This window comes from Anaerosporobacter faecicola (assembly GCF_012070565.1).
Classification (GTDB): domain Bacteria; phylum Bacillota; class Clostridia; order Lachnospirales; family Lachnospiraceae; genus Anaerosporobacter; species Anaerosporobacter faecicola.
The window spans coordinates 23,766-36,968 of sequence record NZ_JAAQRO010000026.1; the positions used below are offsets into that span (position 1 = coordinate 23,766).

The 13,203-nt window shown below is 32.4% G+C and carries 11 protein-coding genes and 1 tRNA gene; 8 read left to right on the forward strand and 4 right to left on the reverse strand.

Going from position 1 to position 13,203, the window contains the following annotated elements; translation table 11 throughout:
- The first annotated feature begins 649 nt into the window (after window positions 1-649).
- The 8 genes from HBB17_RS11430 to HBB17_RS11465 all read left to right on the forward strand — a co-directional run bounded on the left by HBB17_RS11430 (window position 650) and on the right by HBB17_RS11465 (window position 7,241).
- Window positions 650-1,417: a ParA family protein gene (locus HBB17_RS11430; RefSeq protein WP_167957629.1), complete on the forward strand. Its 768-nt coding sequence runs from the start codon at window positions 650-652 to the stop codon at window positions 1,415-1,417.
- On the forward strand, window positions 1,417-2,334 hold the full coding sequence (locus HBB17_RS11435) for a ParB/RepB/Spo0J family partition protein (protein ID WP_330588211.1): 918 nt from the start codon (window positions 1,417-1,419) through the stop codon (window positions 2,332-2,334). The genes HBB17_RS11430 and HBB17_RS11435 overlap by 1 nt, the downstream gene beginning before the upstream one ends.
- 115 nt (window positions 2,335-2,449) lie before the next feature.
- The gene (locus HBB17_RS11440) at window positions 2,450-2,962 is read left to right on the forward strand and encodes a DUF4446 family protein (RefSeq protein WP_167957630.1); all 513 of its coding nucleotides are present in this window, start codon (window positions 2,450-2,452) and stop codon (window positions 2,960-2,962) included.
- A gap of 90 nt (window positions 2,963-3,052) precedes the next feature.
- Window positions 3,053-4,129, forward strand: coding sequence for an HD-GYP domain-containing protein (locus HBB17_RS11445; RefSeq protein WP_167957631.1), 1,077 nt, complete (start codon window positions 3,053-3,055; stop codon window positions 4,127-4,129).
- 182 nt (window positions 4,130-4,311) lie between these two features.
- Window positions 4,312-5,205: a DUF3881 family protein gene (locus HBB17_RS11450; RefSeq protein WP_167957632.1), complete on the forward strand. Its 894-nt coding sequence runs from the start codon at window positions 4,312-4,314 to the stop codon at window positions 5,203-5,205.
- A gap of 87 nt (window positions 5,206-5,292) precedes the next feature.
- Window positions 5,293-5,366 (forward strand) — tRNA-Arg (locus HBB17_RS11455).
- Window positions 5,367-5,843: 477 nt separating this feature from the next.
- Window positions 5,844-6,236, forward strand: coding sequence for a hypothetical protein (locus HBB17_RS11460; protein WP_167957633.1), 393 nt, complete (start codon window positions 5,844-5,846; stop codon window positions 6,234-6,236).
- Window positions 6,237-6,278: 42 nt separating this feature from the next.
- Entirely contained in the window at window positions 6,279-7,241 is a 963-nt protein-coding gene (locus HBB17_RS11465) for a 3'-5' exonuclease (RefSeq protein WP_167957634.1), read from the forward strand.
- Window positions 7,242-7,324: 83 nt separating this feature from the next.
- Here the strand turns inward: HBB17_RS11465 and HBB17_RS11470 are convergent, their stop codons facing one another.
- The 4 genes from HBB17_RS11470 to HBB17_RS11485 all read right to left on the reverse strand — a co-directional run bounded on the left by HBB17_RS11470 (window position 7,325) and on the right by HBB17_RS11485 (window position 13,203).
- Complete coding sequence (locus HBB17_RS11470; protein ID WP_167957635.1) at window positions 7,325-8,833, reverse strand: D-alanyl-D-alanine carboxypeptidase family protein; 1,509 nt, start codon at window positions 8,831-8,833, stop codon at window positions 7,325-7,327.
- 532 nt (window positions 8,834-9,365) lie between these two features.
- Window positions 9,366-10,001: a V-type ATP synthase subunit D gene (locus HBB17_RS11475; RefSeq protein WP_167957636.1), complete on the reverse strand. Its 636-nt coding sequence runs from the start codon at window positions 9,999-10,001 to the stop codon at window positions 9,366-9,368.
- Between the two features lie 14 nt (window positions 10,002-10,015).
- Window positions 10,016-11,422: a V-type ATP synthase subunit B gene (locus HBB17_RS11480; protein WP_167957637.1), complete on the reverse strand. Its 1,407-nt coding sequence runs from the start codon at window positions 11,420-11,422 to the stop codon at window positions 10,016-10,018.
- 14 nt (window positions 11,423-11,436) lie between these two features.
- A complete protein-coding gene (locus tag HBB17_RS11485) occupies window positions 11,437-13,203 on the reverse strand; it encodes a V-type ATP synthase subunit A (protein WP_167957638.1) in 1,767 nt (588 codons plus the stop codon).

Here is a 13,203-nt window from a genome sequence, read left to right on the forward strand (position 1 = left end):
AAAATACTATTTTAGTATAAAAGGTAAAAATAGTGCATTTTTTTATCACGCGTTCGATTACTTTTTTTTGCATGCTTTTAATTATATAATCTTATAATAAATAGTTAATAGATTATTTAATACATAGTTTAATAAATAGTTAATCACGTAGATTAATACATAGTTTAATAAATAGCTAATTACGTAGATATATACATAGTTTAATTAATGCTTTATCACATAGACAAGTACATTAAATAACACATAGTTTTTTTACATATTCTATTAATCGTTTTTATGTAACTTATTATGTCGATTATTACAAAGGAAAATGTATATTAATTACTTATCTAATAAATTTAAATGAGAAGTAACCAAATCAACAAAATAAAAGTATTATAATAAAATGTTTCACGTGAAACATTTTATTTATGTTAGTTGATTAGTAAATGCAAAAATGCTATAATTAGTATGGTTATTCGACAAGAATACTAGGTATAATAGTAAACGTTTGTTAATAACTACAATAATCTATTATAGTTTATTTAAGTAACTAGTATTAACATTGCAAAGTAATCTAAGTAAAGTGAATGTTGTATAAATCAAGAATGTGCTCTTATTATTAATAAGAGAACTGACTCGTATTTATACACAATATGGAGGTGGTAAAATGGGAAGAATAATAGCAGTTGCTAATCAAAAAGGTGGAGTTGGTAAAACTACAACCGCTATTAATTTATCTGCTTGTTTAGCGGAGCAAGGAAAAAAAGTTCTAACAATTGATATTGATCCACAAGGAAATACATCCAGCGGACTAGGTATAGATAAAAATGATTTAGAGTATACCGTTTATGAATTAATGATTGGTAGTTGCGAATTAGAGGACTGCATTATACCAAGTGTATGTGATAATTTATATGTACTACCTTCCAATGTTAATTTAGCAGGAGCAGAAATAGAGCTAATTGGAATAAATGACAAAGAATATATTCTAAAATCATATATTGATAAAATTAAAGATTCATATGATTTTATAATAATTGACTGTCCTCCTTCGCTCAATACGTTAACTGTAAATGCTATGACAACTGCAAATACTGTACTAGTTCCAATTCAATGTGAATACTATGCGTTGGAGGGGTTAACCCAGCTAATACATACAATCAATTTGGTTAAGGAAAGATTGAATCCTGAACTTGAAATTGAAGGTGTTGTATTTACAATGTATGATGCGAGAACAAACTTATCTTTACAAGTTGTTGAAAATGTAAAAGAGAATTTGAATCAAAACATCTATAAGTCGATTATTCCAAGAAATGTTCGTCTTGCGGAAGCACCTAGCCATGGTAAACCAATAAACCTATATGATCCAAAGTCTGCAGGCGCAGATGGATATAGAGAGTTAGCACTAGAAGTTATAGAAAGAGGTGAGAATTAGTGTCGGCAAGTAGTAGAGGACTTGGTAAAGGGTTAGATTCCATGATTCCCAAAAAAGTTACAAAACCAAAAGAACCAAAACAAGATGAAAAAAAGAAAACGACAGAAGAAAATGTTTCACGTGAAACATTAATAAACATTAATCAGATTGAACCAAATAAATCTCAACCGCGAAAAAATTTTAATGAAGACACAATACAAGAACTCGCGGATTCTATAAAGATTTATGGAGTTATTCAACCATTAATTTTGCAAAAGAGAGATAAGTACTTTGAAATTATTGCAGGTGAGCGAAGATGGAGAGCAGCAAAAGTTGCGGGCCTAAAGGAAGTTCCTGCAATTATAAAAGATTATAGTTCACAGGAAATTGTTGAAATTGCGTTAATAGAAAATATACAACGTGAAGATCTTAATCCAATCGAAGAAGCAATAGCTTTTCAAAAATTAATTAATGAATACAAATTAAAGCAAGATGAGGTTGCTGAACGTGTATCAAAAAGTAGAACAGCTATTGCAAACTCTATGCGTTTGTTAAAACTAGATGATCGAGTACAACAAATGTTAATCGATGATATGATATCAAGTGGACATGCTAGAGCTCTTATTACACTGGAAGATGGTGATTTACAACATCAAGTTGCTTTGAAAATATTTGATGAAAAGCTAAGTGTACGTGAAACAGAAAAACTAGTAAAAAAATTACTAGATCCAGTAAAAGAAGATAAAAAAGAAAAAGATAATAAGTATGAATTTATCTATAAAAATATTGAAGAAAAAATCAAAGAAATTATCGGTAGCAAAGTACAAGTAAAACAGAAAACAGAAGACAAAGGTAAAATTGAAATTGAATATTACTCAAAGGAAGAGCTGGAAAGAATAGTTGAATTGTTTCAGACAATAAGACAAAAGCAGAACTAGATATAATAATACAATTATGCAAATAAATAAGAAAGGATAAAAACGAGCTATGATTTTCATATAGCTTGTGACACTATCATGCACATAATGCCATATAGATGTCTTGGTATAGGAAATGGAAGTATTCGATAGTTTAGGTATTGATATAGGGTATGTACTGCTTGGTACAATGGGAGTTGCACTAATAGTTAGTATTATATGTATTATTTTGTTATGTAAAGTACATTCATTAAAGAAAAAGTACAGAAGTTTTATGTCAAGTAAAAGTGGAGAAAGTTTGGAAGATGAAATCCATAAAAGATTTGATGAAATAAGTAGCTTGCAAACAACTACACAAGAAGTAAAAAATCAAATCACAAAGATTAATAGTACGCTTAAATTTGTATATCAAAAAATAGGAATAGTAAAATATGATGCATTTAGTGAAATGGGCGGTAAGTTAAGCTTTGTATTGGCTTTGTTAACAGAGGATAACAATGGATTTCTAATTAATTCAATGCATAGCAGCAGAGAAGGTTGTTATACGTATGTAAAAGAGATAATTAACGGAGAATCATTTGTTATACTATCAGAAGAAGAGAAGACTGCATTAAAAGAAGCAATTGAAAGTAAGAGTATACATGCATAAAGGATAGTGCTATTGTAGTATTGTAATAAAGCTGCAAATAGTACAAAATAGTATTAGGGTGATTAAATGGTAAAAATAAAGAATTCTAATATGGCGATGAGAAGTGTTAATGTAAATGTGCTAAAAGGAAATGAGATACTAGCAAAAGATATTCTTACTGCTTCTGGAATTATACTAATGTCAGAAGGAACAGTTATAAAAAAAGAATATATTAGTAAATTAATTGAGTTGGGTATTACTAATGTATTCATAAAAGATGAATTAGCAATGGGTATAAAAGTCGACGAATTAACGGAAATGAAAATAAAGGAACAGTGTCAGGAAACTGTTAAAGAGACAATTGAAAAATATTTTTTTAGTGATAATTCAGAATTGGAAAAGTTAAAAGTTGTTGCTGATGAGATAATTTTTGATATACTGAATGAGCCAGAAGTAATGTTTAATATATCGGGTGTCAGAAAAAAGAATGAAGTTGCTTATTCTCATTCAGTTAATGTGTGTGCTTTATCCGTACTAATTGCATTAAAGCTAAAGTTGTCACAAGATAAAGTTAGGGATATTGCAGTAGGAAGTTTACTTCATGATATTGGCTTTAATTATCTTAATTTTGATGTTCATAATGAAACATATGAATCAATCTATAAAGACGAAATAAAAGTTAAAGAAATGAAAAAACACGTAATCTACGGTTATACTTCTGTCGAGAAAGAAACTTGGCTATCAGCAGTAGCAAAAGACATTATCTTGTCGCATCATGAAAGAATAGATGGAAGTGGGTATCCATTTCATCTTGTAGGAAATAAAATTAAAATAGGTAGTAAAATTGTTGGTGTATGTGATGAATTTGATCATCTAGTATATGGTTTACATGGAGAAAAAATGAAAGTATATAAAGCCATTGACTATATAATAAGCCAGAGTGGTGTAAAATTTGATTATGAAATAGTAAAAATATTTAATGAATCTGTTGCTGCCTATCCAACTGGAAGTACAGTTATTACTAGTGACAAAGACATTGCAATTGTTCTCCGACAGAATACAAAATGTCCGACTCGTCCTGTAATCCGACTAATCATGGATAGAACAGGTAGATATTATGATAAGTGGATTGAACTTGATTTAACAAAGGAATTAACACTATTTATAGAAGACACAAAGGACATATAAGATTAAATACTTATAACTGTTATAAATCATCTATTGTTTATGTATTCCATTAAGTAAATGTATAAGAATGTATAGACATAGATATTTATAACAGTTTTTTTGTATTTAACTAGACAAATGGTAGGAATAGTGTTATAACAATATAAAGTGGCTAAAATTTTAGTAAAGGTGGTGTTTCGATCATGCATAGCTATTTAAGATCCGTGGGGTTTAGTAATATAGATTCAAGAGAAGAACTGGAACAGATTCTTGGTATGGTCATGGCACAACCTACAGACAAGTATGTAACAAGTGAAAAAAAGAATGTTATTGCAGCAGAATTAGATAAAGAGTTTGCAGAAAGAATTGGGATCTCAGTAAGAGGAGAGTATGATGAAAAGGGGTTCTTCCATTTAGAACATTATTATCCCTATTTTACTGGTCAAGTTGTGAGTATAAGAGAAGAAGTAGCGATTAACAAGAGAGTCGATACAGATGCTTATACAGGAATGTGTGATGATTTTCGTATAGGAGTATCTTTGATTTTCTATTTACAAAATGTCATTGATTACATTGATTGCAATGGGAAAAATAGATGGAATAATAGATGGAATAATAGGATTGTTCCGGTTATCTTATCAGGGTTATCAACAGAAGGTAAAGTTTTGTTAGGTAATAAAAAAAATTCAAATATCAACATAAATATTGCTACTGATACAAAACAACGAACACAGTTATTAGCTGAAGCAAAGAAGGGCAACCAAGAGGCTATCGATAGTTTAACAATTGATGATATTGATTTATATGCGATGGTTTCAAGAAGAGTGCGCAATGAGGATATATATTCTATCGTAGAATCAAGCTTTATTCCATATGGTTCAGAATCAGACAATTATACTGTTCTGGCCAATATATTAGAAGTAAAAAAAGTACAGAATTTTTATACAAAGGAATACATATACAATCTTATGATTGAATGTAACGACATTGTATTTGAAATATGTATTAATGAGGTTGACTTAGTGGGAAATCCTGAGCCAGGAATGCGTTTTAAGGGAAACATATGGTTACAAGGATTGGTTACTTTTATAGAATAAACGATAAAGTTCGTATTGAGTAAATAGTTGTATTATTCTTGACTTTAGTGGATATTATAGTTATAATTTTAATGTTAATGAGTATCTGCATCTATAGCTCAGTAGGATAGAGCGACCGCCTCCTAAGCGGTAGGCCGCTGGTTCGAATCCAGTTAGGTGCAAATTAATAAGGGTTTCGATCAAATTGGTCGGAACCCTTTATAGTATTATAAATGTATAATAAAATGAATAGATACATCTATTGTGTCGTATAATTAGCACGTGATCGAAACATATTGAGTGAAAAGGATCAGTTAGAATAGTTGATATGTATATCTGTATAACAGAGCACTAAACGTTATATAATACACGAGACGATGTAATGTTTAGTAGATGATATAATACACTAGGCAAAAAGAATAGTAGACTAAAATAAAAGTAGTAGACTAAAATAAAAACAGTAGACTAAAATAGAAGTAGTAGACTAAAATAAAAACAGTAGACTAAAATTAGTGGACTAAAATAAAGGCAGTAGGCTAAATTAAAAGCAATAGATTAAAAAGGAAGTAGTGGACCTAAAATAAGAAGTATACTATATATAAAACTATTAACATATACAACATGGAAGAAAATCATGGTTATGTATATGGTTTATAGAAATGTCAATAATAACGAAAGATGGTGATACGATGAAGAAGAATAAGTTTGGATTACCTTTTTATATTATGTTTTTTACATTAACTGTACTAATTGAAGTATACGCTTTTCTAGAATGGAGAACGGATAAGATCTCTATTATTGGAACAAGTATTGTATTATTAATTGCACTTTATCTCCTTATTGATAGTGTTAAACATGAATTAGATAAGAAAAAGGAAGAATATAATTTGTATCTTTTGGAACAAAATCATCAGCTTGAAGAAATGATTGAGAGAAAGATGAAGAACACAAAAGAAGAATTACTAAGACGTCAAAAAAATAGTGTTGAAATACTTTTAAAAGCACAAAAGTCCTTTACGGAGGCAATAATAAAAGATAATAATAAGAAATAGAAAAATAGCAGTGTTCTACACCTGATGTCGGGAGGTGAGTGCGTGAATTACATTGTTGTTGATTTGGAGTGGAATCAAAGTCCCTATGGGAAAGGAACAGAAGTAAAGGAGCTTCCGTTTGAAATAATAGAGATTGGTGCGGTTAAGTTAAATGAGAAGAGAGAGATAATTGATAATTTTCAACGATTAATTCATCCACAAATCTATAATGAGTTTCATTCTATTACAAAAGAAATCATACATATGGAAATCGCAGATCTTAATAAAGCAGATCCATTTGATGTAGTGATACAACAGTTTTTTGAGTGGTGCGGAAAAAACTATCGGTTTGCCACATGGGGAAATATGGACCTAATTGAACTTCAAAGGAATCTCGTGTACTACAAAATTACTGGATATATTGATCATCCTGTTCCATTTTATGATGTACAAAAGCTTTTTGCATTGTGTTATTATCAAAATAAAGTTCCTAGAACACTAGAGTATGCAGTAGATCACATGGAAATAGAAAAGAAAGAGGTTTTTCATCGTGCATATGTAGATGCAAGATATACAGCTGAGATTTTTAGTAGACTGGATTTAGAAATAATCAAAAAGAATTATTCTTTTGATTATTTTCATAATCCGCAGAGCAAAGAAGAAGAAATTTATCTATATTATGATGATTATTATAAATACATTACCAGAGAGTTTCAAACCAAGGAAGAAGTTATGGTGAATAGAGAAGTTAATAGTATTGTGTGTAATCAGTGTAAACAACGAGCAACAAAAAAAATAAAATGGTTTACTACAAACTCCAAAACTTATTATTGTTTAGCATATTGTAAAGAGCATGGTTATCTTAAAGGGAAAATACGAATTAAGAAAGCCGCCAGTCAGAATGTATTTGCTGTAAAGGTAGTAAAACAGATAAGTAAGGAAGATGCCTCTTTGTTATTGGAGCGTTATGTAGAGTTTAAAAAAAGAAAAAAGGAAAAAAGAAAAGGAAAGGAAAAAGCACTATAAAATAGAAAACCCCTGCTATAATTACTCTTATAGCAGGGGTTTTCTATGCGTATATTTGGTATCGTAATCCATCAGCCTCTATTTTATAAATGAAAGTCATCATAACGACGGGAATTTCGTTTTTGGAAATAGGCATTTCTTCGTTTTTTGCGTGGACGCTCCACAACAATATAATAAATAAAATATAAAATACCACAAGCTACAAGAATACCTATTATTATAAATGGTTTTATATCTTGATGAGACTTGGAGGAAACAGCAGAACTTAGTGTACTTTTGGAATCTTGTTCATTGCTATCATTTGCTAAAGAAACAGTTTCTAATAATGGTTTATCAGAAGCAGTATAGTAAATATCAAGTTTACCAACATTCTTGTATTCAAAAGTATACGTTATATCACCAATTACCTTCTTTCCATTTTGTACAGTGGGTTGATCATAAAGATTAATCTTTTGGGTTACATCTTTAGCATCCGCACCAACAGGTAAAATGTAACTACTTGTAGCATCCGTATATAAAAGTGGTGAATTGGAGTCTAAGATGGAGTTAAATCGGGTAAATAACATAGAGTTATCAGTTGCTGATAAGCCATCTTCGTCCTCAACAGAATAAGCTTGGTAATTATCAAACCCAAAATCAAATAAACGTATGGTATCTTTATATTGATCCGTTGGTGTAGATTTCATTACAACACAGATTAGTGTTATTCCATCTTTTTCTGCAAAAGACACAAGAGTATTACGGGCAGCATTGGTATAGCCTGTTTTACCACCAATACATGCATCATATTTTTTGGTTAACTTATATCCAAGTAAAAGTTGTTGATGATTTGCCATAGGAAATTCTTGATCGGATTTATTGGTCTTTGGTATAACATAACTTTTTGTAGCTGTAATCTTACGGAATGTATCATTCTTTAATGCTGCTTGAGAAATCAAAGCCATATCATAGGGAGAGGTATAATGATTATCGTTGTGTAATCCATTGGCATTCACAAAGTGTGTATTCTTGCAACCTAGTTCCTTTGCTTTGGCATTCATCATATCCGCAAAAGCATCGATGCTTCCGGCTACGTGTTCAGCAACAGCATTGGATACTTCATTGGCAGAGGCAAGCATAACAGCATACAAACATTGTTCCATTGTGAGTTGCTCCCCTTCTTTTCTTGCTATATGTGTACTTCCAGATTCAATACTAAAGACCGCATTGTGTGAAAAAGTAACAATTTCATTAAGTGAGCAATTCTCCAGTGCAAGTAAAGTGGTCATAATTTTTGTAATACTAGCTGGATAGTTTTCTTTATTTGCATTCTTCTCATATAATACAAAACCAGAGGAGGCATCCATAAGAATGGCAGCGTCTGAAGTTAAATTACTAGGACCTTTTGGCCATTTATAGGTACTTTTCTTTTTGGTTTCTTTTGTTTGTGAAGAAGAATCATTTGTGTTTGTATCTGTTAAAGAAGAATTAGAAGTTACTGCAGAGCTTGTATTGGTATTAAGTAGGGGAATAACAGCAGCAGAAGCTGTTGTACTTCCTATATTGGAAAGCAGGTAAACTGCTGTAAGAATTGTTACTAGGATTCGTTTCATAATATTGTAGTCCCTCTCTTTTAATTGGTATTCAGAAAAATGTCCCGATAAAAACAAAAGAACACATTTTTCAATTCATAATCGTATCTTGACCCTATAAAACGACTAAATTTACCTATATTATAGTTTATTTTAGGAGGACAGGCAATAGATAAATACCAAGTAATCTAAGAAAGAATTACTTGGTATTTTAAATTGATTATGAGTCAGAATAAGTGTATCAATTATATACATAAAGTGTTATTAAAACATTCAAGTAGAATATTTAATTAGAACGTTCAAACGATATGATTTATCAAAATGAATAATCATAGAATTCAATCAAACTGTCCAATCAAAACATTTAATCAAAGCATTTAGTCAAACATTTAATTGAGGCATTCAAGCAGAGCGTTCAAACAAAACAATTAACCAAAGTATTTAATCAAACGTTCAATCAAAAGATTTTGATTAAATGCTAATTAAATAATTATTTTATACTTATAAGTATAGACCGATTTATAATGACTCATTCCATATTAAATTGTTAGGGTTATGAATGTGTTTGTTTCTTTGCCATATTCATACGTTTTATAACTTTTAATCGAGTAAATTCTTCACGTTCCTTTTCCTCTAATGCATTTTGAATATCTACAACTAATGTTGTATAGTGAGGTATGGTTATATTCTTTAATGCATTGGCACGTTTTTGCGTCTTCTTAATATTAGTCGCTAAACGATAAGCAGAAGTTTCTACCATAGACAAACGTATGGTTAACTCTTTTACACGGTTAAAATGCATACAAGCTTCATCTAATGAAAGTTTCGTCCCATAGTAGGAATAGGTAGGTGTAAGCGTACGGTGGTCAAAGTCAACAAGAGGAATCTCTGTACCCATAATACTACGTGTCTTTATTGTGATGGATTGTTCCTCTGGTACGGTTTTACTTAAAGTCTGTACCGTATTGATTCCCATTTCAATATTTGCCCTTTGTAAAGCGATATAGGCGGCAGAGAAGGTCGAATCAATTTCTGATTGTATGTTCTTTGCCTTATCAATTAATTCCATTAATTCACGGATTAGAATATTTCGTTTCTTATCCATTAGGTCAAACCCTTGTCTTGAGAGAGCAAGAGAGTTCTTTGCTAATATTAGATTTCCTTTGGTGGGAAATGTATTTGGATCCATCTACTCACCATCCTTTACGCTTCTGATGAGGAAGTTTCATCTGCTGTAGAAGTATGGTAATACTTATCAAGAATCTTGGTATCCACACGGTCAAGTTCTTCCCTTGGAAGTATGGCAAGTAATTTCCAACCAAGATTTAATGTATCTTCAATACTTCGGTCTTCCATAAGTCCTTGAGAAATAAACTCATTTTCAAATGCAGTACCAAATTGTAAGTATTTTTTATCAATAGGTGATAATTCATCTTCACCAATAACACTTGCTAAGGCTCTTGCATCTCCAACTCGGGCATAAGAAGAGAATAATTGGTTTGCTAAATCCTGATGATCTTCTCTTGTATAACCTTCACCGATACCATCTTTCATTAAACGAGAAAGAGATGGTAAAACATTGATAGGTGGATAAATTGCTTTTTGGTGTAAGGCACGTTCTAGTACAATCTGTCCTTCTGTAATGTATCCAGTTAAGTCTGGAATTGGGTGAGTAATATCGTCATTTGGCATTGTAAGGATTGGAATTTGTGTAACAGAGCCCTTACTTCCTTTAATGATACCTGCACGTTCATAAATCGTTGCTAATTCACTATATAAGTAACCTGGATACCCTTTTCTACTTGGGATTTCTCCTTTGGAAGAGGAAACCTCACGCATTGCTTCTGCAAAGGAGGTCATATCGGTTAACACAACGAGGATATGCATTCCTTTTTCAAAAGCAAGATATTCGGCAGCAGTTAACGCTACTTTTGGAGTAATTAATCGTTCTACTACAGGATCATTTGCCAGGTTTAAAAACATAACAACATGAGAGCTGGCACCACTTTCCTCAAATGTACGACGGAAGAATTCAGCAACATCATGTTTTAAGCCCATAGCACCAAATACAATTGCGAATTCTTCATCTGAATCAGAACCAAGAGAAGCCTGTCGAACAATCTGTGCAGCAAGCTGGTCATGTGGAAGTCCATTTCCAGAGAAGATCGGTAATTTTTGACCACGAATTAGTGTTGTTAAGCAATCAATGGTTGAAATACCTGTTTTAATAAAGTTACGTGGATACTCCCTTGTATAAGGATTTAGAGGCTCTCCATTTACGTCTTTTTTAACATCAGAGATAATTGGACCAAGACCATCAATTGGCTCGCCTATACCACTAAATACACGTCCTAAGATATCTTCTGATAAAGCAATCTCCATTGGGTGTCCTGTTAATTTTGTATGGGTATTCTTTAAGGACATTTCTTCTGTTCCTTCAAACACCTGTATGACAGCTTTGTCTTCATATATTTCGACAATTCTTCCAAGTTTGTGTTTATTACCTTCAACTGTTAACTCTACGATTTCATCATAGGCTGCACCTTGTACTCCTTCTAATACAATAAGGGGGCCGTTGATTTCACTGAGTCCTAAATATTCAATTGACATTTTGTTAACCCTCCTTAAGCATTTGTTTCCAATAGGTGATTATAGAAATCATCGATTGCTTTTTTGTAATCATTGAATTTATCTAATTCATCATTTGCCACATCATATTTGATAGAAATGATCTTTTCAAAGATGTCATTTTCTTTCAGTAAGGTCATTGGCATATTCATAGCAATGAGTTTTTTACACTGTTCATATAAATGCATGATTGTTTCCATCATCTTTAACTGTTTTTCAAGAGGTACATAGGTATCAGATGGATGGTAAGCATTCTGTTGAACGAATCCAAGTCGTACAACACGTGCAATTTCCAATACTAACTTTTGATCATCTGGAAGTACATCGCTACCAATTAATTTTACAATTTCATTTAACTGACTTTCTTGTGTTAGTAAGGAGATTAATTGATTACGTAAATCAATAAAATTGCTACCAACATTCTTGGTATACCATGGAGTAAGATCAGATACATACTCACTATAACTGGTTAACCATTGAATGGCTGGGAAATGTCTTGCATAGGCAAGGGATTTATCAAGTGCCCAGAAACAGCGAACAAAACGTTTGGTATTCTGGGTTACTGGTTCAGAGAAGTCACCACCCTGAGGGGAAACAGCACCAATTATGGATACGCTTCCTTCTGTACCATTTAAGTTACTCATAAATCCTGCACGTTCATAGAATGCAGATAGACGAGAAGCTAAGTAAGCAGGGAATCCTTCTTCTGCTGGCATTTCTTCCAGACGGCCGGATAACTCACGAAGTGCTTCTGCCCAACGGGAAGTAGAATCTGCCATAATTGCAACATGATAGCCCATATCTCGATAATACTCTGCAAGAGTAATACCTGTATAGATACTTGCTTCACGTGCAGCAACAGGCATATTGGAAGTATTGGCAATCAAAGTCGTACGATCGAGCAAAGGATTTCCGGACTTTGGATCCACTAATTTTGAGAAGTCTTCCAATACTTCGGTCATTTCATTTCCACGTTCTCCACAACCAATGTAAACAATAATATCTGCATCACACCATTTTGCTAACTGATGCTGTGTCATTGTTTTACCAGTACCAAAGCCACCAGGAATGGCAGCAGTACCACCTTTGGCAATTGGGAAGAGGGTATCAAGAATTCTTTGTCCTGTTACCAATGGACGATCGGCAGCATAACGTTTCGTAGTTGGTCTAGGAATTCGAATTGGCCATTTCTGTGTAAGGGTTAGTTCTTGTTCCTCTCCTTGGTCGTTACGAATGGTAACGAGAGGGTCATTGATGGTATATTGTCCATCAGGTACAACTTTTATTACCGTACCGTTGACCGTTGGAGGTACCATAGATTTATGTACAATGGCACGTGTTTCTCTGGTTTCTGCTATAATTGTTCCACCATAAATCTTATCCCCTTCAGAGACCGTTATATGGACATCCCATAGTTTTTTTGTATCAAGGGAGTCAACGTTAACACCTCTAGAGATAAAGGCACCAGATTGTTTTGCTATTTCTTTTAATGGTCGTTCAATACCGTCAAAGATATTTCCAATAATACCAGGTGCCAGGGTTACAGAAATCGCACTTCCTGTAGCCACAACTTCTTCACCTGGTTTTAGTCCAGTTGTTTCTTCGAAAACTTGAATTGTTGTCGTATCTTTGGTTAGGGCAATAACTTCGCCTACTAGTTTCTCTTTACCAACTAGAACCATTTCGGACATCTTAAACCCAAGATTTCCTTTCAAATATACAATAGGACCGTTAATTCCGTATATCGTTCCTGTCAAGTTCAT